This is a genomic window from Pseudomonas sp. Z1-14 (assembly GCF_051132005.1).
Classification (GTDB): Bacteria; Pseudomonadota; Gammaproteobacteria; order Pseudomonadales; family Pseudomonadaceae; genus Aquipseudomonas.
The window spans coordinates 1,262,737-1,287,338 of the sequence record NZ_CP071646.1 but is presented as its reverse complement, the minus strand read 5'-3'; the positions used below and the strand labels follow the sequence as shown (position 1 = coordinate 1,287,338).

The window sequence follows — 24,602 nt, the reverse complement described above, 5'->3', positions numbered from 1 at the left end:
TTCTCGCAGGGCCGGTAGGACTTTCAGGCAGACCGATGGCCGGGGGCACGATCTATTCAGGAAATACGAGACACCAGCTTAGGAAAAAACCGACATCCCGCACAGGTACAGCTAAGGTCCAATGTGCCCGGCAACTGCCAGAATGCCCGGCGCAGGCGCTGTAACGACATATAACAAAAAAGAATATAACTTTTGTTTTAACAACAAACAGTACGGGTTAGGGTGTGCCATCTTTTTGATTTGATGAATGGAGAGCAACCTTGGCTCTACGTAACTCACTGACGCGGTTTTTCCAGCTGGAAGCTGCCAGCGGCCTGCTCTTGATTGCCGCCGCCGTGCTGGCCCTGGTCATCAACAACTCTCCGCTGTCCTGGCTGTATGGCGGCCTGCTGGACACGCCCGTGGTCGTCCAGGTCGGTGCGTTGAAGATCGCCAAACCGTTGCTGCTATGGATCAATGACGGCCTGATGGCGCTGTTCTTCCTGCTTATTGGCCTGGAGGTCAAACGCGAGGTGCTCGACGGGCAACTGTCGAAACCTTCGCAGATCGTCCTGCCTGGGGCCGCGGCCATAGGCGGCATGCTGGTGCCGGCGCTGATCTACTGGTTTCTCAATCGCGACAACCCCGCCGCGCTCGCTGGCTGGGCGATTCCTACGGCTACTGATATTGCCTTTGCCCTCGGCGTGCTGGCCTTGCTTGGCAAGCGTGTACCGGTATCGCTCAAGCTGTTCCTGATGACGCTGGCGATCATTGATGACCTGGGCGCCATCGTCATTATCGCGATGTTCTACTCCGGCGAGCTGTCGACCCTGTCGTTGGGGCTGGCCGCGGCCTGCATCGCAACCCTGGTGGCAATGAATCGGCTGGGCGTGGTCAAGCTCGGGCCGTACATGGTGGTCGGCTTGATTCTCTGGGTCTGTGTGCTAAAGAGCGGCGTGCATGCCACGCTGGCGGGGGTGACGCTGGCATTCTGCATCCCACTGCGCACGAGAAACGCTGAAACCTCCCCCCTGCTGACGCTTGAGCATGCGCTGCATCCTTGGGTGGCCTACATTATCTTGCCGCTGTTCGCATTCGCCAACGCTGGCCTTTCGCTGAGCGGCGTCACGGTCGAGAGCTTTACCCATCATGTCCCGATGGGCATCGCAATCGGCCTGTTGCTGGGCAAGACTGTCGGCGTGTTCAGCCTGACCTGGCTGGCGGTGAAAATCGGCATCGCCAGTCTGCCTGCCGGGGCCAATTGGGGGCAGATACTTGGCGTGGCGATTCTTTGTGGCATTGGTTTTACCATGAGCCTGTTCGTCGGCTCCCTGGCGTTCGTGCCGGAGGTGAGTGAGTATGCGGGAATGGATCGGATGGGGATTCTCACCGGGTCGATCCTGGCGGCGCTGATTGGATATGGGGTGACGGCGATGGCTAGTCGCAGGTCTGCTGTGGTGGCTTCCTGATGGGGTGTATATCCGTTGCTGCGGTCACGGCTGCTTAGGGTTTCGCCCTTACGGCGAGTCACTTTTGGAGAGCGCCAAAAGTAACCAAAAACGCTCTGCCCCACCACTCGGCACCTCGCTTGGGCTCGGTGTGCCGAGATCAAAGTCAAAAGCAGAGCAACAGCAACAGCAACAGCAACAGCAACAGCAACAGCGCGACAAGCGCTTAGCATCTCCGTAGCTGAGCCACCGCCATCGCGACCGGGATGGAATCCCTGTGGGAGCGAGCCTGCTCGCGAAGGGGCCAGCCCTACCAATATATTCATTGGCTGACACACCGTCTTCGCAAGCAAGCCCGCCCCTACTGCGAAAACGCAAACCTATCAAACCAGGTCGGTTTTATATTTTTGCGCTCTTCAAGAATGACCCGCTGTAAGAGCGGAACCTCCAGCAGCCATTACCGCAGCAACGGATACATACCGATAGCCTTTAGTGCGATACGCGACTCGTACCATCGACAGTCGAAATCCGCACCCGCTCACCTACACGGAACACTTCGTTCTCCTGAACCTGCTGGACATAGGCACGCATGCTGCCGTCATCCTCACGCACAGTGATCTCTACACCCTGGGTACGGGTCAGGCCTTCTTCAGTGGCGGAGCCGATCAGGCCACCGGCCACGGCGCCGATCACGGCTGCCACGATGCTGCCACGACCACCGCCGATAGCGCTGCCGCCAACACCGCCCACCACCGCGCCGGCTGCGCCGCCGATCGGGGTCTTGGTGCCTTCGATCTTGACCGGGCGCAGGGACTCGATGGTGCCCATGCGAATCGTCTGCACGCGACGCGCTTCGTCACGGGAATAGGAGTCACCGGTCAGGCTTGACTGGCAGCCTGTCAGTAACATCGCCATCGTGGAAAAGGAAGCAACCAGCAAAACAGACTTGCGCATAGCATCAAACTCCAAAAGACAGTGATCCATTAAACTCCCCCGGCTTGATGCCTGTCACGGCCTTGCCGGGGAAAAATTGTTTTCATTCAGGTGGGATACAGGCGCACCCGAAAAATTCACCCAACAGTAGCGCCAATTTCGAAAGTTCGCGTCATCGATACCGGGATTTTCCATGGATTACTTCATCATAGTCGCCACCACCGTCGCCGGTCTGTACTTTCATGGATGGCTCTACGTACGTATCAAACGCTGGATGGACCGCGACCTGGCCTTGTCGTTGGCGGGGCAGGATGGACGGAAGCGAGACTACATGCTGCAACAACTGGCCCTCGCCCGCGAACAAGGGATCAAGCGTCGGGACCTGCCGCACTGGCTCCAGGCCGCTGCGGCAGGTTACTCCGACGTCAGGGCGCCAGACGCTCGCGAATCCAGTCCGCGCCTTGCAGGCGATAGTTGAGGCGATCGTGCAGGCGGCTCGGGCGGCCTTGCCAGAATTCGATGCGCTCGGGCAACAGGCGATAGCCGCCCCAATGCTCGGGGCAATGGGGTTGGCTGTCGCTGAAGCGTTGCTCAGTGGCCTTGAGCAAGTCTTCCAGCTCACCGCGCCCGGCGATCACCCGGCTCTGGGGTGAGGCCCAGGCACCGAGACGGCTGCCCAGCGGTCGTACCTGGTAATAAGCGTCCGACTCTTGTGGGGTGACCTTCACGACCTTGCCTTCAATGCGCACCTGGCGCTCCAGCGTCGGCCAGAAAAACGTCATGGCCGCGAACGGATTCGCGGCCAGTTGCTGGCCCTTGGCGCTGTCGTAGTTGGTGAAGAACGTGAAGCCCTCGGCATCGAGCCCCTTGAGCAGCAGGATCCGGCAGTGAGGCCTGCCGTCTGCGTCCACCGTCGCCAGGGTCATGGCGTTGGCTTCCACCGGTGCCTGTTCGGTTTTCACCGCCTCGGCAAACCATTGGTGAAACAAGGCGAACGGCTCGGCTGGGGCTTGCGCCTCGGTCAGGCCATCGCGGGTGTAGTCACGGCGCATATCAGCCAGGGTTTGGGTCATGGCGCGTTCCTTGTGTTCAGCCAATCACTGTTTGGCGGTATCGGCGGCAGCGACTTTCTTGCCGTCGGCAGCGGCCTTGGCCGGCTCGGGCTTCTTCGCGGGCGTAGCCTTCTTGGCCGGGGTCTTCTTCGCGGGTGCCTTCGCCGGAGCCTTCTTGGCCGCTGCTTTCTTGGCAGCCGGAGCGGCAGCCTTTTTCGTCGCCGGGGCCGGGGCCGGCGCGGCGGGTTTCACGTCCTGGGCAGCTACCATGGTTACTGGCGCGGGGGCCGGCATGTTGTACTTGCTCAGCAATGCAACCATGGTGTTCGCTGGCGTAACCAGCAACTCGACGCGACGGTTCAAGGCCCGGCCTTCAACGCTGTCGTTGGCCGCACGCGGAGCCACCGAGCCCATGCCACGCAGCATCAGGCGATCACGCTGCAAACCGCTGAGACGGAAAATCGCCGCCACCGATTGAGCACGTTCCTGGCTGAGCTTCAGGTTGGCCGGCGCCGCGCCCGACGTATCGGCGTGACCGAGGATCAGTACGGCGGTTTTCGGATCGGCTTCAAGAATCTTGGCGACGCGAGTGAACGGACCGAGTGTCACCGGCAGCAGCATGGCCGGACGATCAGGGTTGAACGAACCGTCCGCGGGAGCGGTAACCACCAGCACGTTATCGCGACGCTCGAGTTCGAGCTTGCTGTCCTTGATCGCCGTACGCAGCTTCGGCTCATAGTCGTCGAGCCAGGCCTGGGTGACTTTCGGGTCGGGCATCGGCACCGCCTTGGCGGTCTCCTGTTCCTTGCCGCCGAACGGCCACCACCATTTGCCGTTGCTTTCGGCTTCGGCCTTGGCCACGGCTGGCGCCTTGGCTTCAGGTTTGGCTTCAGGTTTCAGCGGTTCTTTTTTGGCGACATCATCCGCGGCGGATTCATCCGAAGAGAACGGCCACCACCAGTGTGTGGCTCCCTCGGCCTTGGCCTGCGGTGCCTGGGCGGTGGGTTTCAAAGGAGCCGGTGGCGCCGCATCCTTGCTCGCAACCTTGTCGGACGAGCCGAACGGCCACCAGCCACCGCCGCCCTCGGCATCATTTTGTGGGTTTTGTGCGCAACCGGTAATAGCGAAGCACAGCGCCAGAGCGAGGGTTTTATTCGATGACATTGGATATCCACAAAATGATCAGGATGAAAAAACAGAGGCCATGTTCCGGCCGCATAAACAGACGCTTGGAAACCGCAAAGGAGCCGAGGTTCCTGTATGCATTACCGACAACCACTATTTACAGACAAGTGGCAAGCACCCGCGCGAGATTCTGCGCGCGCGGGTCCATCAGGACGTAAGGTCCCAATGTGTTGGTCACGAAACCGAACGCAACGTCATGCTCGGGATCGGCAAAACCGATGGAGCCCCCTGCCCCAGGGTGACCAAACGCCCGCGGCCCGAGGCCGTAGGTCGCGTTGGGCACATCCGCCTGGTCGAGCATGCAACCCAGGCCGAAACGGGTCTGGGTCAATAAAGTCTTGTCCTCGCCGAAGCTGTGCTGGCGGGTCAGTTCGTCGAGCATTTCGCCTTCCAGCAGGCTGCCGTCGAGCAGACCGGCGTAGAACCCGGCGATGCTCCGGGCATTGCCGTGGCCGTTGGCGGCCGGTTGCTGCATGCGGCGCCACTCGGGTTTGTTGGTGCTGGTCATGATCGATGGCGGGTTGGTGAAGGCTCGGGTGGTCATGGCCGAAGGTTCACGCATCGTCACCTGCAACAGGCGCTGTGCCGCCGCATCTCCGGCGTTGCCTTTGCCACGGGCGATATGCGCCACGCGATGAAATTCTTCGTCCGCCAGGCCGACATGAAAATCCAGCCCCAGCGGTCTGGCGACCCGAGCCACGATGGACTCACCCGGCCCTCGGCCATCAGCCCTGCGCAGCAACTCGCCGATCAACCAGCCGTAGGTGATCGCGGCATAACCGTGGCCCTCGCCAGGCGTCCACCAAGGCGTTTCAGCCGCCAGGGCATCGGTCATGGCCTGCCAGTCATAAAGTGCTTCAGGCGCCATCAACTCTCTCAGCGCCGGTAGTCCGGCCTGATGGCAGAGCAATTGCCGCAGGGTGACGGACTCCTTGCCGGCGGCCGCGAACTCGGGCCAGTAGCGGGCGACCGGCGCATCGAGCTGCAGCTTGCCCTCGGCTACCAGTTGCAAGGCAGTTACGGCGGCGAATGTCTTGGTGCAGGAAAACAGATTGGCGATGGTGTCGCTGTGCCAGGCTTCATGACCATCCTTGTCGGCGGTGCCGGCCCAGATGTCGACGACGGTGCGGCCGCTCACCTGAATGCATAACGCCGCGCCGCGCTCCTGGGAATTGTCGAACAGCGCCGCAAACGCTTCACGCACGGCCTCGAACTGAAGCTCGTAATGACCTTGAATTTGCACCCGTAACTCCCTTGGAACAAAAGCTTTTTTGTCAATGGCTGGCATTGTTTCAGCGATTGGGGCTTTTGGGAACCGCCGCAAGACGGCTGGTTGAACGCAGCCCCCTGTGGCGAGGGAGCTTGCTCCCGCTGGACTGCGTAGCAGGCCTTGGAAAATTCAACGCGTTTGGCCTGATACACCACCGCGTCAGGTTTTGGGGCTGCTGCGCAACCCAGCGGGAGCAAGCTCCCTCGCCACGCAAGCCCCCTCGCCAGACGTCTAGGAAATCTCCCGCCGAAACGGCGGCAGCGCGTTGAGGATCGCCTTGCCGTAGCGTTGAGTCACCAGCCGGCGATCGAGCAGGGTGATGGTGCCGCGGTCTTCCTCGGTACGCAGCAAGCGGCCACAGGCCTGGACCAGCTTCAGCGAGGCATCCGGCACGGAAATCTCCATGAAGGGGTTGCCGCCACGGGCTTCGATCCATTCGGCCAACGCGGCTTCCACCGGATCGTCCGGCACCGAGAATGGAATCTTCGCGATCACCACGTGTTCGCAATAGGCCCCCGGCAAATCGACGCCTTCGGCAAAGCTCGCCAGGCCGAACAGCACGCTGGAATCGCCGCCATCGACCCGGGCCTTGTGCTTGTTCAAGGTTTCCTGCTTCGACAGGTTGCCCTGGATGAACACCTGCTTGCGCCAGTCACGATCGAGACCGTCAAAGACGTCCTGCATCTGTTTGCGCGAGGAAAACAGCACCAGGGTGCCGCGCGAACCTTCCACCAGCGCAGGCAGCTCGCGAATGATCGCGGCAGTGTGGGCGGCGGCATCGCGCGGATCGGCCTTGAGGTCCGGCACTCGCAGCACGCCGGCGTCGGCATGGTGGAAGGGGCTCGGGACCACGGCGGTCACGGCTTTTTTCGGCAGGCCGGCGCGCATGCGGAAACGGTCGAAAGTGCCCAGGGCCGTCAGCGTGGCGGAGGTTACCAGCGCGCCGTAGGCGACGTTCCACAGGTTGCGCCGCAGCATGTCCGCCGCCAGGATCGGACTGGCATTGACCTCGATGTCGAACAGCGAGCCGCTCTCGGCCAGCGTCAGCCAACGCGCCATCGGCGGATTGTCTTCCGGGTCTTCGGTGGTGAACGCGGTCCACAGCTCCCAGTTACCCTGGGAGCGGGACAGCAAGCTGCCGAACAATGGATACCACTCCTCGGCCTGGTTGCTGGCGATGCCGATATTGACCTCGCCATCCATGCCTTCCTTGAGCAGATCGGTCAGGCGCGTGAACAGGTCGGTCAGGCGCGCGAAGCCCTTCTTGAGTTCGATGCCCATCTCGCGCATATGCTCGGGGATCACCCCGCCGACAAACCGATGGCGTGGCCGCTCGCGGCCCTCGACATCTTCGCCGGGCTTGAAGTCGGCCACCTGCTCGCAGGCGGTGAACATGAACTGCTGGTTCGTCTTGATCTCCCGCGCCAGCTCCGGCACCTGCTCGATGAACTTGCCCAGGTCGCCGGGCAACGGATGCTGGGCGAGCAGTTTGGTGAGATTCTTGGCAGTGGTTTCCAGCCAGTCGGCGGTTGAGCGCAGCCGGGTGTAATGGGCGAAATGGCCGATGGCCTTGTCCGGCAGGTGATGACCTTCGTCGAACACATAGATCGTGTCGCGCGGGTCCGGCAGCACGGCGCCGCCGCCCAGGGCCAGGTCGGCCAGGACCATATCGTGGTTGGTGACGATCACGTCGACCTTGCCCATGCCTTCGCGAGCCTTGTAGAAAGCGCACTGGCCGAAGTTCGGGCAATGGCGATTGGTGCATTGGCTGTGGTCGGTGGTCAGGCGCGACCAGTCAGCGTCTTCCAGGGCCGTGGACCAGCTGTCGCGGTCGCCGTCCCACTTATTGCCGGCGAGCTTTTCGATCATGCTGGTGAACAGCTTCTGGCTGGCCTCGTCGACCTCGATCTTGAAACCTTCCTCCTCGAACAGCTGGGCGGTGGCGGTCTGCGCGTGGCCTTCCTGCAACAGCATGTCGAGTTTGGACAGGCACATGTAGCGCCCACGACCCTTGGCCAGCGCGAAACTGAAATTCAGCCCGCTGTTGCGCATCAGGTCGGGAAGGTCCTTGTAGACGATCTGCTCCTGCAGGGCGACGGTGGCCGTGGCGATCACCAGGCGCTTGCCGGCGGCCTTGGCGGTGGGGATCGCCGCCAGGCTGTAGGCCACGGTCTTGCCGGTACCGGTGCCGGCCTCCACCGCGACGACGGCAGGCTCGCCGCTGCGCCGGCCTTCGTCGTCGGTGTCGATGTCACCTAGGACTTTTGTCACTTCGGCAATCATCAGGCGCTGGCCATATCGCGGCTTGAGGCTCTTGGCTTCGAGAAAACGCGAATAGGCGCCCTGGATCGTGGTTTTGAGTTCGGTGCTGATCATGAATGGTCGGGCGCAAAAAACGCTGGATAAATTTTCAGTGGTTCGGATCGGCGGCTATCATACCCCGCTAATTAATCCTGCGCAGAACGGAGTGACCCAATGACACCCTTTGCCCTCGTCTACACCCTGCATTTGCTGGCGGCCCTGGTCTGGGTTGGCGGTATGTTTTTCGCCTGGATGATCCTGCGACCCGCCGCAATCACGGCGCTTGAGGGTCCTGCCCGGCTCAAGTTGTGGGTAGAAGTGTTTCAGCGTTTTTTCGTCTGGGTCTGGGTGGCCGTAGTGCTTTTGCCGATCAGCGGCGTGGGGCTGATCCACATGCGCTTCGCCGGTTTTGAAACCGCGCCGCGTTACGTGCAGGTAATGATGGGGTTGTATGTGGTGATGGCGGCTTTGTTCATCCGTATCCAGGGCCTGCAACTGCCAGCATTGCGTAACGCTGTGACGGCGCAGGATTGGCCGACGGGTGCGGCGGTGCTGGGGAAGATTCGCAGGCTGGTGGGGATCAATCTGTTGATCGGGTTGCTGGTGGTGGCGATCGGCGCGGCTCGGCCGATGTTCTGAAACAGTTATCCAACCCTGTGGGAGCGAGCTTGCTCGCGATGGCGTTTTGTCAGTCAGTGGAATATTGACTGATACACCGTCATCGCGAGCAAGCTCGCTCCCACAGGTTCAGGGCAAGTTTTCTTCAGAACCGCTGCACCGTCACCGCACCCGCCGCGCCGGCAGGCCCTGGCTGGCCATCGGCACCGGGACGGCCGCTCTTGCCGCCGTCGGCGGTGTAGACCAGGCAGCCCTTGGCCTTGCCTCCCGCGCCAGGCTTGCCGCCAGGCCCGGCCGCGCCACCAGCGCCGCCATCTACCATTACCTTGATCTGTTCGTCGGGATAAGCGCGGGGCAATTGCAGCCGAACCAGCGCGCCGGCCGCGCCCGGCTGGCCATCCGCGCCGTTGCTGCCGTCGGCGCCGCGACCGGCCGAACCCCAGGTGCAACCCGGTGCCTGGCCGTTGGCGCCGTCAAGGCCCACGTAACCTGGCGCACCGGTACCGCCGCGGGCATCCACCGACAGCAGCGGCGCGTTCAACGCCTCGAAGCGCAGATTGAGGTTACGCCCCGGGCGCGCCGCCTTGGTATAGGTTCCCGGCGCGCCACGGGCGGTGATCTGGCTGCCTTCAGCCAGTTCGGCCTGGGTGACTTTCATCTCCAGCGCCTGTTGTGCCGGAACGATCGCGATCCTTGCCTCCCGCCCCAGGTGCAATTGGCCAATGGACAGCTCAGTGACGTTCGAAGGCACCAGCAGCGTGCCGTAGTCGGCCACGTCCAATCGCTCCAGGGCAAGCGTGCTGGTGGTGTTGGGCAAGCGCATCAACGAGTGGCTTTCCACCTGGACCACTTGAGCGCTGGCCCACGGGCATACGAGTAATGCGAGCAGACACAGTTTACGCATGGGAGGCCTCTGGCGCGGTCGGGAGGGTTTGCAGGTGAAAGATGCCGAACAGCAGCACCCTGAGGCGATCACGGCCAGGAGCGGGACGACCACGAAACCGAGCCCTGAACAATAGAAGTTCGAGCAGATGGATCGCCAGTAACGACACCCCGGCCAGATTGACCAACAGATGCAGCGGATGGACGAACGGCATGACCAGATTGACCAGCACCACCAGCCAGAACAGCAGGGTCAGCACGCGCCCCAGCCACCAAAACACCTTCATACGCCCCCCGTTCGAGAATTATTCTTTGCGCGCACAGTAACGGCTTGCGCGCAGGATATGCCAGAGGGCCCGGCAAATTTAATCCAGGCCCAGCGGACCGCCTTCCTGGCGATCCGACGGCTCTGGCCCGCTTGGGCGATGATGTTTAACGCTGGATATGCAATTCGACCCGACGGTTCTGGGCCCGCCCCTCATCAGTCTCGTTGTCGGCCACCGGTTGGCTTTCGCCCTTGCCTTCACTCGTGAGTTTTGCCGGGGCCACGCCCTGGGTCAGCAAATACTCCACCACGCTACCGGCCCGACGTTCCGAGAGGCCCTCGTTATACGCCTCGGTACCGACACTGTCGGTGTGGCCCACCACGCGGATACTGGCGACGTTGGCGTGACTCAGTTTTGCCGTCAGCTCATCGAGCTGGCTTCTGGCCGCGGCGGTGAGGTCGGACTTGTCAAAATCGAACAGCACCTTGCCAGCGTCGTTCAGGGTAATGACTTCGCTGGTAGGCATGTCCGGCTCGGCCGGTGGCGTGCTGGCCGGGTATTGCGGCAGCGGGCAGCCGTGATGTTCGACGGGGGTATTGGCCGGTGTATCGGGACAACGGTCGCGACGATCGAATACACCATCGTCGTCTTCGTCGCCGTCCTGGGCGTAACAGATCAAACCACCGCCCAGCAGCCCCAAGGCAGCGCCACCGGCGGCCCAGCCACCGCTTTCGATGGCCCCGAGACCACCGCCGACAAGCCCGCCGATCAAGCTGCAGATCGGCCAGGTACGCTGATTGAGCGAGGCACTGCCATCACTGTGAGTGGCGCATCCGGACAGCAGGCTGCTTGCCAGCAGTAGCGGTAAGGCGGCCTTGATTAGAACGTTCATGGTGAATGCTCCTGTGTCACCGGCCCATACCGGTCACACAGGAGTAAAGACCCGCATCCGCGACTGTACAAGCCGCGGAGAACGAGGGGTTCAGCGGTTTATCTTGATTTCGGTGCGACGGTTCATTGCGCGACCATCGGCGGTTTTGTTATCCGCCACCGGTTGGCTTTCCCCGGCGCCGGCCACCGAGACGAAACTGGCGCGAGGCACGCCGCTTTCGACCAGGTATTGAACCACCGAGTTGGCGCGTTTTTCCGACAGTTTCTGGTTATAGGCATCGCTGCCGACGCTGTCGGTGTGCCCGGTCACTCGCAGTTGTGCGGTGGAGGTTTCCTGCTTCAGCCGGGTCGCGATGGTGCTCAGCACTTCTTTATCCGTCTGCGTGAGGGTGGCCTTGTTGAATTCGAAATGCACGTCGCGGACCACGATCGTTTCTTCCTGGACCATCACGGGCGCTTCAGCCACCGGTGTCGGTGCGGGTGCCGGTGGTGGGCAGCCGTCGGCATCAACCTGCACGCCCTTCGGCGTGCCCGGGCATTTGTCACGACTGTCCGGCACGCCATCGCCGTCCTCGTCGCCATCGCCATGGGCCCAGCACCAGCCTGCCGCCACCGTACCGGCGACCAGTGCGCCCGGGCCGATCCAGGAACTGCTTTCGATGGCGCCCAATCCTGCGCCGACCACACCACCGGTGGCCGCACAGATCGGCCAGTCGGTTTTTTGCAAACCTGCGCAACCAGTCAACACACTGGTTAGCAGAACCAGGGGTAACGCTGTCCGAACTATGCTCATCGGGTTTTCTCCTTGAAGGATCGGCTTCGCGCCGATTCAGGGGAGTAAAGACCCGACTCGGGTTCTGCGCCAGCGTGACGCAACCACAGCTTTGGCCGCCTGTTTACGGCGGATCGCGGCGTTCGAAGACAAACCGCTCTAGGCCCGTGCGTCCACGCGCGCTATCGTGGCGGTTCTGACTGAGGAACTTCGATGACCGTTGCCATTTCTTCGCGCACGCCCCAGCAGGCGCTGGCCGCCGTGCTTGACCGCTATGCCCCGCAAAAGCTGCTGCTGATCGGCGCCGGCAGCTTCCCCGCGCTCGAGGCATTCCAGCAGGCGCATCCCGACACCGAGGTGGTCCATGCTGCCCCCGGCCCCTTGCCGGCGGATCTGGCTGCGCGGCGTTTCGACCTGGCCCTGGCGCTCGATTGCCTGGAGCATTTGCCCAAGCGCGACGGTCTGAACCTGTTGGGCGGCATTCGCAACCTCAACGCCAGCCGGATTGCCGTGCTGGCCGACCTCAACGCGTGCGGCTGGCAGGAAACCGACTTCTTCTCCCTGGCCCTGCAGGCCAGCGAACGCTTCCAGCGCGAAGATCAGGTGCTGACCCTGTTTACCTACGATCTGCTTGAATACAAGCAGGTCCCCGACTGGCTCAACTCACGTTTCTGGGCCAACCCGGAAAACTTTGGAAAATATTGGTGGTAGCTGTGGACACTAGCCTGCATACAACCATTTGCCCCTGCGGCAGCGGCAACCCGTTGGACGCCTGCTGCGGCCATTATCACGACGGTCATCCGGCGCCCTGCGCCGAAGCCTTGATGCGCTCGCGCTACAGCGCTTATGTGCTGGGCCTGGTGGATTATCTGGTGAGCACCACCCTGCCCGCCCAGCAGGATGGCCTCGACCGCCAGGCCATCAGCGAATGGAGCGCCGGCAGCACCTGGCTGGGCTTGGAGGTGGAGAGCAGCGAGGTATTCGGCGGCCAGCCGGAACATGCCTTCGTCACTTTCACCGCACGCTGGCACGACGGCCAGGGCGAACACAGCCACCGCGAACAATCTTCGTTTGTGCAGAACGGCGGGCGCTGGTATTTCATCGACCCGACCGTGCCGGTCAAGACGGGACGCAACGACAGCTGCCCGTGCGGTAGCGGGCAGAAATTCAAGAAGTGCTGCGCCAGTTACTTCATTCGTTGATTTTCGGAAACGTCCGACGCTCGTCCACCGACCAAGGGGGCTAGACTGGAAACAAACCAGAGGCACGGACATGACCCAGACATCTCGATTGCTGCGCATCACTTGCCTGCTGCTGTTCGTCGGGCTAGGGGCGTGTGCGTCCTGGCGAGGTGAAGAGGCACCCGAACCACAGGTGCATCTGGTCAAGGTGGAGGTGGTGCGGGCCCGGTTGCTGGAGCAGAAGTTCATGTTGCACTTTCGCGTCGACAACCCCGGCGAAGACGACCTCACCGTACGCGGCCTGACCTACCGGATCCACCTGGACGACTTGCTGCTGACCGAAGGAGAACATGAACACTGGTTTACGGTGCGCCCCGGACACAGCGCCTATTTCAAGGTGCCGATCCGCACCAACCTGTGGCCGCAGGTGCGCGAACTGGTGAAAATGCTGAAGAAACCCCGGCAACAGATTCCCTATCGTCTGGAGGGGGAGCTGGAAACCGGTTTATTCATCGCCGACTACGTGCACCTGGAGCGCAATGGCGTGATAATCGCCGCCGATCTAATTGCGGAGTAACCCCGATGACCCAACAACCCCACGTCCATGGCCCTGATTGCAACCACGACCATGATCATCACCACGACCATGATCACGGCCATGTCCACGGCCCGAACTGCGGCCACGCCCATCAGGAACCCGTGCGCAACGCCCTGAAGGACGTCGGTCGCAACGACCCTTGCCCGTGCGGCAATGGCAAGAAATTCAAGAAGTGCCACGGGGCTTGATGGACCAGGCAAAAAAATTTTTCGCCTGCTAGGCCGCCTTGGCGAGCAGGCTCGCTCCCACACTGGTTCTGCGGTGCACCACTTTTCCCTGTGGGAGCGAGCCTGCTCGCGAAGAGGCCAGCACATTCAATCTCGGTTTATCAGCCCGCCGCCAGAATCCGCTCCACGCTGATCACCGTCGCATACTCCCCATGCAGATTCCCCAGGGACATCGCATGCACCTCGGCAGCCGAACGGGCATAACCGAAGAAGTCGGGCTTGTCGAAGGTGTAACAGGCATTCTCGGCTACCCACGTATCGAACCCCAGGTTGCCAGCCGTGCGCGCGGTGGACTCCACCGAATTGTTCGTGGCCACGCCAACAATCACCAGTTGCCCGATACCCGCACTGCGCAAATCCGCCTCCAGGGTCGTGCCGCAAAACGCATCGGGCATCTGCTTCTGGACCAGCCCTTCCCCAGCCATGGGCCTGAACCGCTCCTGAACCTCCACGCCTGATTGTCCAGGCCAGAAGACTGACGCCTCGGACCGGGACAAATGGTGGACATGGATGATTGGCCGCGCCGACTCTCGCCAGCATCCGAGCAATTCCAGCATGCGCAGCTCCGCCCCGGGATTGTTGCGCGGGCCAAGCCTGGGATGGAGGATGCCTTTCTGCTGATCGATAAGGATCAGCGCCGCGTTTTTCTGTAGCTCCATTCCGGATCTCTCGGTCGTCGGTTTTTCCCACACTTGAGCACCACCTTCTCTTACAAGCAAGTCTCTGGTGGCCCGGGCTTTCATCGCAAAACATCAAATAACCCCAAAGCCCGCTTGCGCGCCCTTCTCCTGCTCACTAACGTAGCGCCTTTATTGGTGCCACCCCCTCCCGCAGGAGCTTTGCCATGGCCTCGCCAGCCTCGATTTCTTTCTTTCCCAAGCTCGGCGTTGCCGCAGCAGTGGCCAGCCTGCTCGGTTTGAGCGGTTGCCAGGCCTGGAATACCCAGGACACGGTCGCGCCCACCACCGGCGTACAACCGCTCAAGGGGCTGGCGCAGAATGTCTCGGTCCGGCGTAATGCCTTGGGCATGCCGCTGATCGAGAGCAACAGTTTTCATGACGCCCTGTTTGCCCTCGGCTATGTGCATGCCAGCGACCGGATCACACAGATGGCCACCCTGCGCCTGCTCGCCCAGGGCCGCCTGGCGGAAATGTCCGGCGCCGAACGGCTGGACGTCGACCGCTACATGCGCGCCGTCAACCTGAAGAAAAGCGCAGATGAGCTGTACAAGGCATCTTCGCCACGCCTGAAGCGCTTTTTCGAAGTCTATGCGCGAGGCGTCAACGCCTACCTGTTCCGCTACCGCGACAAGCTGCCGGCGGACCTGGCCGCCACCGGCTACAAACCCGAATACTGGAAACCGGAAGATTCGGCGCTGCTGTTCTGCCTGCTTAACTTCACCCAATCGGCGAACCTGCCGGAAGAAGTCGCCGCCCTGGTGCTGGCCCAGAGCGTAACCAACGATAAACTGGCCTGGCTGAGCCCGTCCTACCCGGACGAGCCATTGCCCTTGACCGAAGCCGAAAAGCTGCAGGGCGTCCGGCTCAATGGGCAGATTCCCGGTTTGAACGAAATCAGCAAGGCCAGCGCCGAGTTGGCCAACCTGAACCTGCTGGGCGCAGCGTCTTCGAGCAACTGGGCCATCGGCCCGCAGCGCAGCCGCAACGGCAAGAGCCTGTTGGCCGGCGACAGCCATGGCCCGCTGGGCGTGCCGTCGCTCTGGAGCCCGGTGCAGATTCGCGCGCCCAAATATCAGGCTGCCGGGCTTTCCGTGGCGGGCATCCCGATGATCCTCGCGGGCTTCAACGGTAACGTCGCGTGGAGCATGACCAGTGTTCTCGGCGACAACCAGGACCTGTACCTGGAAAAGATCCGACGCCAGGGCAACGGGCTCTCCTACGAAGCCAACGGCAAGTGGGAGCAGGCGACCGTGCGCAACGAGACCTACTTCATCAAGGGCCAACGGTCGATCAGAGAAGCGGTGTACGAAACCCGCCACGGTCCGTTGCTCAACAGCGCCCAAGGTCCGGCCATGGCCAACGGTCTGGGCCTGGCCCTGCAATTGCCGAGCTTCACCGACGACAAGACCCTGGACGCGCTCTTCGATCTGTCGCGCGCGCAGAACGTCGAGAAAGCCTCCGACGCGAGCCGGGAGATCCGCGCCCTGGCAGTGAACATGGTGTTCGCCGACGCCCGCAATATAGGCTGGCAGGTCACCGGTCGCTACCCGAACCGCCGCGAGGGCGAAGGCCTGTTGCCGTCGCCGGGCTGGGACAGCCGTTACGATTGGGACGGTTACGCCGATCCGATGCTGCACCCCTACGACCAGGATCCGGCGCAGGGTTGGCTCGGCACCGCCAACCAGCGCGTCATTCCTCATGGCTACGGCATGCAACTGTCCAACTCCTGGGCGGCGCCGGAACGTGGCGAGCGCCTGGCCGAACTGGCCGGCGCAGGCAAGCACGACGCGCGCAGCCTGATCGCCATGCAATACGACCAGACCACGACATTCGCCGCCAAGCTGAAAAAGGTCTTCGAAGCCCCGGGCATGGCCCAGCCACTCAAGCAAGCCATCGAAGCCCTGCCGGTGGCGGACCGCACCAAGGCACGCGAGGCCTATACCCGCCTGATGGCGTTCGATGGCAGGCTCAGTCCGGTTTCTGCCGACGCAGCGATCTATGAGTTGTTCCTGCAAGAAAGCATGAAGCAGACGTTCCTGGATGAACTGGGCCCCGAGGGCAGTCCGGCGTGGAAAGCGCTGGTCGCCAACGGCCAGCTGTCTTATTCGGCCCAGGCCGATCATTTGCTTGGTCGTGAGGACAGTCCGTTCTGGGACGATGTGCGCACGCCGCAAAAAGAAGACAAGGCCGTTATCCTGGCTCGCAGCCTCGCGGCGGCCGTCAGCGCCGGTGACAGTCTGCTGGGCACTGACCACAGCGCCTGGCAGTGGGGCAAGCTGCACCGCCAGGAATGGAAAAACGCCAGCGGCCAGACCGTACGCGGCCCGCTGGCAGCCGGCGGCGATGGCAGCACGCTCAATACCGCCGCGTTCGCCTGGGGCCAGGATTTCAACACGACCCTGGCGCCGGCCACGCGCTTTATCGTTGATTTCAGCCAGCCTGAGCCATTGACGATCCAGGGCGGCGCCGGCCAGTCGGGCAACCCGGCCAGCCCGAACTATCTGAACGGCCTCGACCCGTGGCTCAAGGGTCAATATCAAAGCCTGCCCTTGCAACCGCAGAATTTTGATCGGGCGTATGGCAAGACTCGTTTGACCTTGGTGCCGGGAAAATAGGCCGATCTGCCTCTAATGCTATTCACTTAAGGCAATCGAGGATCCCGTGGCGAGGGAGCTTGCTCCCGCTGGGCCGCGAAGCGGCCCCAAAAACCTGCCATGTGCGGAGCATCAGGCACACCGCACCCGCCGGTTCACGACTGCTTCGCAGCCGAGCGGGAGCAAGCTCCCTCGCCACAAGTGCATCCTTTCTTAAATGAACCGAATTAACCTGTGGGAGCGAGCTTGCTCGCGATGGCGTCAGCCCATCCCACCAGGAAAACCGATCGAACTTCTCCCTCCTCCGTTGCCTCTACCGGACAAACCCATCGCCCCGGTAACCGCATGGATCTGGTCATTGCCCGCCCCGAAGGCCTGTATTGTCCGCAGGGAGATTTCTACATCGACCCATGGCGTCCGGTGGACCGCTCGGTCATCACCCACGCCCACGGCGACCACGCCCGCGGCGGCAACCAGCACTACCTGGCAGCGGCACCCGGCGAAGGCATCCTGCGCTCCCGGCTGGGCCAGGACATCAATCTGCAAACCCTGCCCTACGGCGAACGGCTGCTGCACCATGGCGTGACCTTGAGCTTTCATCCCGCCGGCCATGTGTTGGGTTCTGCCCAGGTGCGGTTGGAATACCAAGGCGAGGTGTGGGTCGCGTCCGGCGATTACAAAGTCGAGCCCGACGGCACCTGCGCACCGTTCGAGCCGGTGAAGTGTCATACGTTCATCACCGAATCCACCTTCGGCCTGCCGATCTATCGCTGGCAGCCCCAGGCGCAGGTGTTCGATCAGATCAACCAGTGGTGGCGCGGGAACATCGCCGCCGGCCGGGCCAGCGTGTTGTTCTGCTATTCCTTTGGCAAGGCCCAGCGAATCCTCCACGGCATCGACGCGAGCCTGGGGCCGATACTCGCCCATGGCGCGGTGGAGCCGCTGAACCGGGTCTATCGCGAAGCCGGCGTGCACCTGCCGCCGACGATCTATGCCGGCGATGTGAAAAAGACTGATCCGATCATGAGCCAGGCGCTGGTCATCGCCCCGCCCTCCGCCGGTGGCAGCACCTGGATGCGACGTTTTGGCGATTACAGCGACGCCTTCGCCAGCGGCTGGATGCGCTTGCGCGGCACCCGTCGGCGACGGGGCGTGGATCGGGGCTTCGTGCTTTCCGATCACGCCGACTGGCCCGGCCTGCTCTGGGCCATCGAACAGACCGGCGCCGAACGGGTCATGGTCACCCATGGATCGGTGGCCGTGCTGGTGCGTCATCTCTGCGAACAAGGCCTCGACGCCCAGGGCTTCACCACGGAATACGGCGATGACGAAGAGGACGTCGCGGTGGCGAGCGACAGCGGCGAGGACGCTTCATGAAAGCCTTTGCCGAGCTGTACGCCGAACTCGACGCCACCACCTCAAGCAACGCCAAGCTCGCGGCCATGCAGGATTACTTCAGCAAGGCGCCACCCGAGGACGCCGCCTGGGCGGTGTATTTTCTCTCGGGCGGGCGTCCCAGGCAGTTGGTACCGGTGAAAATCCTCCGGGAGCTGGCGGTCCAGGTGTCCGGCCTGTCTCTTTGGCTGTTCGAAGAAAGTTACCAGGCCGTGGGCGACCTGGCCGAAACCATTTCGCTGGTACTGCCCGAATCGCCCCACAGTTCCGATGAAGGCCTGGCGGTGTGGATCGAGGAAAAACTCCTGCCGTTGCGCGGTGAGTCGCCAGAGGTACTGGCGCAGCGGCTTCCGGCGCTGTGGGCAGAACTTGACCGATCCAGCCTGATGCTCTGCATCAAGCTCATCACCGGCAGTTTCCGCGTCGGGGTGTCCAAGCTGTTGGTCACCCGGGCGCTGGCTACGATGGCCGGGCTCGACAGCAAACGGGTGGCCCAGCGGCTGGTGGGCTACACCGATCTGTCCCATCGCCCGACCGCGGCCAGTTACCTCAAGCTGATCGCCGGCGAATCCGCCGATGAACATGCCCAGCGCGGCGGCCAGCCTTATCCGTTTTTCCTGGCCCATGCCTTGTCACAACCGATTGAGCAATTCGACACCTTGTTGGGGCCGGCCAGCGACTGGCAGGTGGAGTGGAAATGGGACGGAATCCGCGCCCAGGTGATCAAGCGTGACGGCCATTTGTGGGTCTGGTCCCGTGGCGAGGACCTGGTGACCGAGCGCTTTCCTGAATTGCATTGCCTGGCGCAGGCGTTGCCCGACGGCACGGTGATCGATGGCGAAATCGTGGTCTGGAAAGCCCCGCAGGCGATCACCGAGGATGCCTTTGATCCGGACGCGCCGCTGCAGCCGGCGGTGCAACCTTTCGCCCTGTTGCAACAGCGCATCGGTCGCAAGACCTTGAGCAAGAAAGTGCTGGAAGACGCTCCCGTGGTGGTGATGGCCTACGACCTGTTGGAATGGCAAGGCGAGGACTGGCGCAGCCGGCCCCAGGCCGAGCGTCGCGAGCAACTGGAGGCCCTGATTGCCCGCTGCCACAGTCCGGTGCTGTTGCCGTCGCCCATCGTCACTGGCCAGGATTGGTTCGACCTTGCCCGCCAGCGCGAAGCGTCCCGCAGCCTCGGCGTCGAAGGCATGATGCTCAAGGCGCGCAACGCGCTGTACGGCGTCGGCCGGACCAAGGACATGGGCGTGTGGTGGAAATGGAAGATCGACCCGTTCAGTGTCGACGCGGTGCTGATCTATGCCCAGCGCGGCCATGGCCGGCGCGCCAGCCTCTACAGCGACTACACCTTCGCCGTGTGGGACAACCCGCCCGGCAGCCGCGAACGCACGCTGGTGCCTTTCGCCAAGGCCTATTCAGGGCTGACCGATGCAGAAATGCGCCAGGTCGACAGCATCGTGCGCAAGACCACGGTGGAAAAGTTCGGCCCGGTGAGCAGCGTCACGCCGACCCTGGTTTTCGAGCTGGGCTTCGAAGGCATCGCCTTGTCCAAGCGCCACAAGAGCGGGATCGCGGTACGTTTCCCACGGATGCTGCGCTGGCGCCAGGACAAGACCGTCGAAGAGGCGGACACGCTGGCGACGCTTCAGGATCTTCTCAAGTAACCCCGCTCTCGTGGCGAGGGAGCTTGCTCCCGCTGGGCGCGAAGCGCCCCCTGATTCTGAAGGACGCACCGCAGAGGGAGGCTGCGCCTCCAGCGGGAGCAAGCTCCCTCGCCACGAAGAGCAAAACCGGACAAACGCACGCTCCATCCCGGTGCGCTTTTTGATGTACGCTCACCCCCGCGCACCATTGCGTTCCGTCTCTCGCCGCCAGTGCTTTTAAAACACTTGTTCGGCACTATGGTTCGGAAATTGCTACCTTTATGCCGTCATACCGTTCAGACCTTCACCGGTAACAATCTTACGCGCCACAAGCGCTCAAATTGGTTTTAGGGACTCAATAATGAAAAAAGCACTGCTGACCCTTTCTGCACTGGCGTTGTGCATGGCCGCCGGCGTCGCCACGGCCAAGGAATACAAGGAACTGCGTTTTGGTGTCGACCCGTCCTACGCCCCGTTCGAATCCAAGGCCGCCGATGGCAGCCTGGTGGGTTTCGACATCGACCTGGGCAATGCGATCTGTGAAGAACTGAAGGTCAAATGCAAATGGGTCGAAAGCGATTTCGACGGAATGATTCCGGGCCTCAAGGCCAATAAATTCGACGGCGTGATCTCCTCCATGACCGTTACCCCGGCCCGTGAAAAGGCTATCGACTTCTCCAGCGAGTTGTTCTCCGGCCCAACGGCCTATGTATTCAAGAAGGGTTCGGGCCTGAGCGCAGACGTTGCCTCGCTCAAGGGCAAGACCGTTGGCTACGAGCAAGGCACCATCCAGGAAGCCTACGCCAAGGCCGTGCTGGACAAGGCCGGCGTCAAGACCCAGGCCTACCAGAACCAGGACCTGGTCTATGCCGACCTGACCTCGGGTCGCCTCGATGCCGCGATCCAGGACATGCTCCAGGCCGAACTGGGCTTCCTGAAGTCGCCAAAAGGTGAAGGCTACGAAATCAGCCAGCCGGTAGACAGCGAACTGCTGCCATCCAAGACCGCCATCGGTATCAAGAAAGGTAACAAAGAGCTGAAGGCACTTTTGGATAAAGGTATCAAAGCGTTACACGACGACGGCAAATACGCCGAGATCCAGAAAAAACACTTTGGCGATCTGAATCTGTACAGCGGCAAATAATGCGCGGCGCCCACCCTGAACCGGGTGGGCGCTTTTTTCCTGCCAAAGGCAATGTCCATGTTCGAACAATTCCTACAAAGTCTGGGGCTCTCGGCCTTCAGCCTGCAGGGCTTTGGCCCGCTGCTGATGCAAGGCACCTGGATGACCATCAAGCTGTCGGCCCTGTCCTTGCTGCTTAGCGTCCTGCTCGGGTTGCTCGGCGCCAGCGCCAAATTGTCCAGCGTCAAACTGCTGCGTATTCCGGCCCAGCTCTACACCACGCTGATTCGCGGCGTACCCGACCTGGTGCTGATGCTGCTGATCTTCTACAGCCTGCAAACCTGGCTGACGTCTTTTACCGATTTCATGGAATGGGAATACATCGAGATCAACCCGTTCGGCGCCGGGGTCATCACCCTGGGCTTCATTTACGGTGCGTACTTCACCGAAACCTTTCGCGGCGCGATCCTCGCGGTGCCTCGCGGGCAGGTCGAAGCGGCCACGGCCTACGGTCTCAAGCGTGGCCAACGTTTCCGTTACGTGGTGTTCCCGCAAATGATGCGCTTTGCCCTGCCGGGGATCGGCAACAACTGGATGGTCATGCTCAAGGCCACCGCCCTGGTGTCGATCATCGGCCTGGCCGACCTGGTCAAGGCCGCCCAGGATGCGGGCAAAAGCACCTACCAGCTGTTTTATTTCCTGGTGCTGGCGGCGCTCATCTATCTGCTGATCACCAGTGCATCCAACTTTATCCTGCGCTGGCTTGAACGCCGCTACGCCGCCGGAGCCCGGGAGGCCGTGCGATGATCGAACTCCTGCAAGAATACTGGCGACCGTTTCTCTACAGCGACGGCGTCCACATCACCGGCCTGGCAATGACCCTGTGGCTGCTCAGCGCCGCGCTGTTGATCGGCTTTGTGGTGTCGATTCCGCTGTCCATTGCCCGGGTTTCACCCAAGGTCTACGTGCGCTGGCCGGTGCAGTTCTACACCTATCTGTTTCGCGGTACGCCGCTCTATATCCAATTGCTGATCTGCTACACCGGCATCTACAGCATCGAGGCGGTGCGTGCCCAACCCGTGCTCGACAGCTTCTTTCGCGACGCGATGAACTGCACCATCCTGGCGTTCGCGTTGAACACCTGCGCCTACACCACGGAGATCTTTGCCGGGGCGATTCGCAGCATGAACCACGGCGAAGTCGAAGCGGCCAAGGCTTACGGATTGACCGGCTGGAAGCTCTACACGTACGTGATCATGCCGTCAGCGCTGCGTCGTTCGCTGCCTTATTACAGCAACGAAGTGATATTGATGCTGCATTCGACGACCGTGGCGTTCACCGCTACCGTTCCAGACGTGCTGAAGGTCGCCCGGGACGCCAACTCGGCCACCTTCCTGACGTTCCAGTCGTTCGGGATCGCCGCGTTGATCTACCTGACCGTCACGTTTGCACTGGTGGGCCTCTTCCGTCTCGCCGAACGCCGCTGGCTGGCCTTTCTCGGGCCGACCCACTAAGGCTTCCGTTCCCAGGACATACATGTAAATGCGCCACCAGATTCATGACCTGCTGGCCCCGCTGCCGGGGACCGCACGCAAGATCCACAGCTTTCACTTCGGCCCGGAAAAAGCCGTCGGCAAAATCTATATCCAGTCGTCCCTGCATGCCGATGAATTGCCCGGCATGCTGGTCGCCTGGCACCTCAAGCAGCGCCTGGCCGAACTCGAGGCTTCGGGCCACCTGCGGCACGAAATCGTGCTGGTGCCGGTCGCCAACCCGATCGGCCTCGAACAGGTACTGATGGACGTGCCCCTGGGCCGTTACGAACTGGAGAGCGGGCAAAATTTCAACCGCCGGTTCGTCGACCTGAGCGAAGAGATCGGCAACGAAATCGAAGGCCTGCTGACCGACGACCCGCAGCACAACCTGATGCTGATCCGCACCAGCCTGCGCGACGCCCTGAGTCGGCAGACCGCCAGCACCCAACTGCAATCCCAGCGCCTGGTCCTGCAACGCCTGGCGTGTGATGCCGACATGGTGCTTGACCTGCATTGCGATTTCGAAGCCGTCGCCCATCTCTACACCACGCCCGAGGCCTGGCCGCGGGTCGAGCCGCTGGCGCGCTACATCGGCGCCGAGGCCAGCCTGTTGGCGACCGACTCGGGCGGCCAATCGTTCGACGAATGCTTCACGCTGCTCTGGTGGCAGCTCAAGGAGCGTTTCGGTGAGCGCTTCGAAATTCCCCTGGGCAGCTTTTCGGTAACTGTCGAATTGCGCGGCCAGGGTGACGTCAACCATGGCCTGGCGAGTCTCGACTGTCAGGCCCTGATCGAATACCTGATCCACTTCGGCGCCATTGACGGTGAGCCGGTGCCGGTGCCCGACCTGCCCTACCCGGCCACGCCGCTGGCCGGCGTCGAACCGGTGGCGACACCGGTCGGCGGCCTGCTGGTGTACAGCGCCCTACCCGGTGAGTACCTGGAGGCGGGACAGCTGATCGCCGAAATCATCGACCCGGTCAACGATACCGTCACCCCCGTTCATTGCCGTAATGCCGGGCTGCTGTACGCCCGCTCGCTGCGTCGCATGGCCACCGCCGGCATGGTCATCGCCCATGTCGCCGGGACCGAAGCCTACCGCAGCGGCTACCTACTTTCGCCTTGAGGATGCCTGTTCCATGTACAAACTGACCATCGAAGGCCTGCACAAAAGCTATGGCCACCATGAGGTGCTCAAAGGGGTTTCGCTCAAGGCCAGGGCCGGCGACGTGATCAGCCTGATCGGCGCGAGCGGCTCGGGCAAAAGCACCTTCCTGCGCTGCATCAATTTCCTTGAACAACCCAACGACGGCGCCATGAGCCTGGACGGCCAATCGATCCAGATGATCAAGGATCACCACGGCATGCGCGTGGCCGACGCCGACGAGCTGCAACGCATCCGCACGCGCCTGGCCATGGTGTTCCAGCACTTCAACCTGTGGAGCCACATGACCGTGCTGGAAAACATCACCATGGCGCCGCGCCGGGTGCTGGGCGTCAGCAAGCAGGAAGCCGAGGATCGCGCCCGCCGTTATCTCGACAAGGTCGGCCTGCCGGCACGTGTTGCCGAGCAATACCCGGCGTTCCTGTCCGGTGGCCAGCAACAACGCGTGGCGATTGCCCGCGCCTTGGCCATGGAGCCTGAGGTCATGCTGTTTGACGAACCGACCTCGGCCTTGGACCCGGAACTGGTAGGTGAAGTATTAAAAGTGATCCAAGGCCTGGCCGAAGAAGGCCGGACCATGATCATGGTGACCCACGAAATGAGCTTCGCCCGCAAGGTGTCCAATCAGGTGCTGTTCCTGCACCAGGGCCTGGTGGAAGAAGAAGGCGCGCCGGAAGACGTGCTGGGCAGCCCGAAGAGCGAACGGCTCAAGCAGTTCCTCAGTGGCAATCTGAAATAACCCCCCGCCACCCGTGGCGAGGGAGCTTGCTCCCGCTGGGCCGCGAAACGGCCCCCCTGGCCTTGGCTGACAAGCTGCTGGGGAGGCTGCGCCTCCAGCGGGAGCAAGCTCCCTCGCCACAA

At 62.3% G+C, this 24,602-nt stretch carries 25 protein-coding genes; 15 read left to right on the top strand and 10 right to left on the bottom strand.

The genetic code is table 11. The annotated features are described in order from the left end of the window. Window positions 1–260: 260 nt before the first annotated feature. Window positions 261–1,448, top strand: a complete 1,188-nt coding sequence (gene nhaA, locus J3P89_RS06095; protein WP_434697001.1) for a Na+/H+ antiporter NhaA — start codon at window positions 261–263, stop codon at window positions 1,446–1,448. Between the two features lie 468 nt (window positions 1,449–1,916). Here the strand turns inward: nhaA and J3P89_RS06090 are convergent, their stop codons facing one another. Further along, window positions 1,917–2,381: a glycine zipper 2TM domain-containing protein gene (locus tag J3P89_RS06090; protein WP_003184697.1), complete on the bottom strand. Its 465-nt coding sequence runs from the start codon at window positions 2,379–2,381 to the stop codon at window positions 1,917–1,919. A gap of 172 nt (window positions 2,382–2,553) precedes the next feature. Here J3P89_RS06090 and J3P89_RS06085 point away from each other — a divergent pair, with 172 nt between their 5' ends. Then, window positions 2,554–2,838 (top strand): hypothetical protein, encoded by a 285-nt coding sequence (locus J3P89_RS06085; protein WP_434572245.1) that lies wholly within the window; start codon window positions 2,554–2,556, stop codon window positions 2,836–2,838. On the opposite strand, the gene pdxH is transcribed toward J3P89_RS06085, so the two are convergent. From pdxH to dinG, 4 genes are all read right to left on the bottom strand, one after another. After that, the gene (pdxH, locus tag J3P89_RS06080; RefSeq protein ID WP_434696999.1) at window positions 2,786–3,433 is read right to left on the bottom strand and encodes a pyridoxamine 5'-phosphate oxidase; all 648 of its coding nucleotides are present in this window, start codon (window positions 3,431–3,433) and stop codon (window positions 2,786–2,788) included. The two genes, J3P89_RS06085 and pdxH, sit on opposite strands and share 53 nt — an antisense overlap. A gap of 24 nt (window positions 3,434–3,457) precedes the next feature. Continuing rightward, a complete protein-coding gene (locus J3P89_RS06075; RefSeq protein ID WP_434656176.1) occupies window positions 3,458–4,576 on the bottom strand; it encodes an OmpA family protein in 1,119 nt (372 codons plus the stop codon). A gap of 118 nt (window positions 4,577–4,694) precedes the next feature. Next, window positions 4,695–5,840 (bottom strand): serine hydrolase domain-containing protein, encoded by a 1,146-nt coding sequence (locus J3P89_RS06070; RefSeq protein ID WP_434572239.1) that lies wholly within the window; start codon window positions 5,838–5,840, stop codon window positions 4,695–4,697. 258 nt (window positions 5,841–6,098) lie between these two features. Continuing rightward, window positions 6,099–8,243, bottom strand: a complete 2,145-nt coding sequence (gene dinG / locus J3P89_RS06065; RefSeq protein WP_434696998.1) for an ATP-dependent DNA helicase DinG — start codon at window positions 8,241–8,243, stop codon at window positions 6,099–6,101. Between the two features lie 99 nt (window positions 8,244–8,342). On the opposite strand from dinG, the gene J3P89_RS06060 reads away from it, so the two are divergent. Then, the gene (locus tag J3P89_RS06060; protein WP_305499219.1) at window positions 8,343–8,807 is read left to right on the top strand and encodes a CopD family protein; all 465 of its coding nucleotides are present in this window, start codon (window positions 8,343–8,345) and stop codon (window positions 8,805–8,807) included. Window positions 8,808–8,931: 124 nt separating this feature from the next. On the opposite strand, the gene J3P89_RS06055 is transcribed toward J3P89_RS06060, so the two are convergent. From J3P89_RS06055 to J3P89_RS06040, 4 genes are all read right to left on the bottom strand, one after another. Then, on the bottom strand, window positions 8,932–9,690 hold the full coding sequence (locus tag J3P89_RS06055) for a collagen-like protein (protein WP_434696996.1): 759 nt from the start codon (window positions 9,688–9,690) through the stop codon (window positions 8,932–8,934). Then, complete coding sequence (locus J3P89_RS06050) at window positions 9,683–9,955, bottom strand: DUF1145 domain-containing protein (RefSeq protein ID WP_434628836.1); 273 nt, start codon at window positions 9,953–9,955, stop codon at window positions 9,683–9,685. Before J3P89_RS06050 ends, J3P89_RS06055 begins: the two co-directional genes overlap by 8 nt. Window positions 9,956–10,100: 145 nt before the next feature. Then, the gene (locus J3P89_RS06045; RefSeq protein ID WP_434696993.1) at window positions 10,101–10,826 is read right to left on the bottom strand and encodes an OmpA family protein; all 726 of its coding nucleotides are present in this window, start codon (window positions 10,824–10,826) and stop codon (window positions 10,101–10,103) included. Window positions 10,827–10,916: 90 nt separating this feature from the next. Beyond that, a complete protein-coding gene (locus J3P89_RS06040; RefSeq protein WP_434696991.1) occupies window positions 10,917–11,618 on the bottom strand; it encodes an OmpA family protein in 702 nt (233 codons plus the stop codon). A 192-nt stretch (window positions 11,619–11,810) separates the two neighbouring features. Between J3P89_RS06040 and J3P89_RS06035 the strand changes: the two genes are divergently transcribed. From J3P89_RS06035 to J3P89_RS06020, 4 genes are all read left to right on the top strand, one after another. Beyond that, a complete protein-coding gene (locus tag J3P89_RS06035; protein ID WP_434601665.1) occupies window positions 11,811–12,308 on the top strand; it encodes a DUF6231 family protein in 498 nt (165 codons plus the stop codon). 14 nt (window positions 12,309–12,322) lie between these two features. Next, window positions 12,323–12,799 carry a YchJ family protein gene (locus tag J3P89_RS06030; protein ID WP_434631174.1) on the top strand — a complete coding sequence of 159 codons (477 nt, stop codon included), beginning with the start codon at window positions 12,323–12,325 and terminating at the stop codon, window positions 12,797–12,799. 70 nt (window positions 12,800–12,869) lie between these two features. Then, the gene (locus tag J3P89_RS06025; protein WP_434601666.1) at window positions 12,870–13,355 is read left to right on the top strand and encodes an LEA type 2 family protein; all 486 of its coding nucleotides are present in this window, start codon (window positions 12,870–12,872) and stop codon (window positions 13,353–13,355) included. A 5-nt stretch (window positions 13,356–13,360) separates the two neighbouring features. Continuing rightward, the gene (locus tag J3P89_RS06020; RefSeq protein WP_003198420.1) at window positions 13,361–13,564 is read left to right on the top strand and encodes an SEC-C metal-binding domain-containing protein; all 204 of its coding nucleotides are present in this window, start codon (window positions 13,361–13,363) and stop codon (window positions 13,562–13,564) included. Between the two features lie 140 nt (window positions 13,565–13,704). On the opposite strand, the gene J3P89_RS06015 is transcribed toward J3P89_RS06020, so the two are convergent. Continuing rightward, entirely contained in the window at window positions 13,705–14,262 is a 558-nt protein-coding gene (locus J3P89_RS06015) for a cysteine hydrolase family protein (protein ID WP_434696989.1), read from the bottom strand. Between the two features lie 185 nt (window positions 14,263–14,447). Here J3P89_RS06015 and J3P89_RS06010 point away from each other — a divergent pair, with 185 nt between their 5' ends. From J3P89_RS06010 to J3P89_RS05975, 8 genes are all read left to right on the top strand, one after another. Then, a complete protein-coding gene (locus J3P89_RS06010) occupies window positions 14,448–16,898 on the top strand; it encodes a penicillin acylase family protein (RefSeq protein ID WP_434696988.1) in 2,451 nt (816 codons plus the stop codon). Window positions 16,899–17,222: 324 nt separating this feature from the next. Continuing rightward, window positions 17,223–18,254 carry a ligase-associated DNA damage response exonuclease gene (locus J3P89_RS06005; RefSeq protein WP_434696986.1) on the top strand — a complete coding sequence of 344 codons (1,032 nt, stop codon included), beginning with the start codon at window positions 17,223–17,225 and terminating at the stop codon, window positions 18,252–18,254. Continuing rightward, window positions 18,251–19,939: an ATP-dependent DNA ligase gene (locus J3P89_RS06000; protein ID WP_434696984.1), complete on the top strand. Its 1,689-nt coding sequence runs from the start codon at window positions 18,251–18,253 to the stop codon at window positions 19,937–19,939. The genes J3P89_RS06005 and J3P89_RS06000 overlap by 4 nt, the downstream gene beginning before the upstream one ends. A 340-nt stretch (window positions 19,940–20,279) precedes the next feature. After that, window positions 20,280–21,062 (top strand): transporter substrate-binding domain-containing protein, encoded by a 783-nt coding sequence (locus tag J3P89_RS05995; RefSeq protein WP_434696982.1) that lies wholly within the window; start codon window positions 20,280–20,282, stop codon window positions 21,060–21,062. A 57-nt stretch (window positions 21,063–21,119) separates the two neighbouring features. After that, window positions 21,120–21,848, top strand: a complete 729-nt coding sequence (locus tag J3P89_RS05990) for an ABC transporter permease (protein WP_434572215.1) — start codon at window positions 21,120–21,122, stop codon at window positions 21,846–21,848. Beyond that, the gene (locus J3P89_RS05985; protein WP_434628821.1) at window positions 21,845–22,555 is read left to right on the top strand and encodes an ABC transporter permease; all 711 of its coding nucleotides are present in this window, start codon (window positions 21,845–21,847) and stop codon (window positions 22,553–22,555) included. The genes J3P89_RS05990 and J3P89_RS05985 overlap by 4 nt, the downstream gene beginning before the upstream one ends. Window positions 22,556–22,583: 28 nt before the next feature. Next, entirely contained in the window at window positions 22,584–23,702 is a 1,119-nt protein-coding gene (locus J3P89_RS05980) for a succinylglutamate desuccinylase/aspartoacylase family protein (RefSeq protein ID WP_434628819.1), read from the top strand. Between the two features lie 13 nt (window positions 23,703–23,715). Next, entirely contained in the window at window positions 23,716–24,480 is a 765-nt protein-coding gene (locus J3P89_RS05975) for an ABC transporter ATP-binding protein (RefSeq protein WP_434696980.1), read from the top strand. Window positions 24,481–24,602 lie beyond the last annotated feature (122 nt).

Bases quoted from the DNA above. Each gene is read 5' to 3' on its own strand.
- J3P89_RS06090 (WP_003184697.1), bottom strand. From the start codon at position 2,381: ATGCGCAAGTCTGTTTTGCTGGTTGCTTCCTTTTCCACGATGGCGATG.
- J3P89_RS06085 (WP_434572245.1), top strand. From the start codon at position 2,554: ATGGATTACTTCATCATAGTCGCCACCACCGTCGCCGGTCTGTACTTT.
- pdxH (WP_434696999.1), bottom strand. From the start codon at position 3,433: ATGACCCAAACCCTGGCTGATATGCGCCGTGACTACACCCGCGATGGC.
- J3P89_RS06075 (WP_434656176.1), bottom strand. From the start codon at position 4,576: ATGTCATCGAATAAAACCCTCGCTCTGGCGCTGTGCTTCGCTATTACC.
- dinG (WP_434696998.1), bottom strand. From the start codon at position 8,243: ATGATCAGCACCGAACTCAAAACCACGATCCAGGGCGCCTATTCGCGT.
- J3P89_RS06060 (WP_305499219.1), top strand. From the start codon at position 8,343: ATGACACCCTTTGCCCTCGTCTACACCCTGCATTTGCTGGCGGCCCTG.
- J3P89_RS06055 (WP_434696996.1), bottom strand. From the start codon at position 9,690: ATGCGTAAACTGTGTCTGCTCGCATTACTCGTATGCCCGTGGGCCAGC.
- J3P89_RS06050 (WP_434628836.1), bottom strand. From the start codon at position 9,955: ATGAAGGTGTTTTGGTGGCTGGGGCGCGTGCTGACCCTGCTGTTCTGG.
- J3P89_RS06045 (WP_434696993.1), bottom strand. From the start codon at position 10,826: ATGAACGTTCTAATCAAGGCCGCCTTACCGCTACTGCTGGCAAGCAGC.
- J3P89_RS06040 (WP_434696991.1), bottom strand. From the start codon at position 11,618: ATGAGCATAGTTCGGACAGCGTTACCCCTGGTTCTGCTAACCAGTGTG.
- J3P89_RS06035 (WP_434601665.1), top strand. From the start codon at position 11,811: ATGACCGTTGCCATTTCTTCGCGCACGCCCCAGCAGGCGCTGGCCGCC.
- J3P89_RS06025 (WP_434601666.1), top strand. From the start codon at position 12,870: ATGACCCAGACATCTCGATTGCTGCGCATCACTTGCCTGCTGCTGTTC.
- J3P89_RS06020 (WP_003198420.1), top strand. From the start codon at position 13,361: ATGACCCAACAACCCCACGTCCATGGCCCTGATTGCAACCACGACCAT.
- J3P89_RS06015 (WP_434696989.1), bottom strand. From the start codon at position 14,262: ATGGAGCTACAGAAAAACGCGGCGCTGATCCTTATCGATCAGCAGAAA.
- J3P89_RS06010 (WP_434696988.1), top strand. From the start codon at position 14,448: ATGGCCTCGCCAGCCTCGATTTCTTTCTTTCCCAAGCTCGGCGTTGCC.
- J3P89_RS06005 (WP_434696986.1), top strand. From the start codon at position 17,223: ATGGATCTGGTCATTGCCCGCCCCGAAGGCCTGTATTGTCCGCAGGGA.
- J3P89_RS06000 (WP_434696984.1), top strand. From the start codon at position 18,251: ATGAAAGCCTTTGCCGAGCTGTACGCCGAACTCGACGCCACCACCTCA.
- J3P89_RS05995 (WP_434696982.1), top strand. From the start codon at position 20,280: ATGAAAAAAGCACTGCTGACCCTTTCTGCACTGGCGTTGTGCATGGCC.
- J3P89_RS05990 (WP_434572215.1), top strand. From the start codon at position 21,120: ATGTTCGAACAATTCCTACAAAGTCTGGGGCTCTCGGCCTTCAGCCTG.
- J3P89_RS05985 (WP_434628821.1), top strand. From the start codon at position 21,845: ATGATCGAACTCCTGCAAGAATACTGGCGACCGTTTCTCTACAGCGAC.
- J3P89_RS05980 (WP_434628819.1), top strand. From the start codon at position 22,584: ATGCGCCACCAGATTCATGACCTGCTGGCCCCGCTGCCGGGGACCGCA.
- J3P89_RS05975 (WP_434696980.1), top strand. From the start codon at position 23,716: ATGTACAAACTGACCATCGAAGGCCTGCACAAAAGCTATGGCCACCAT.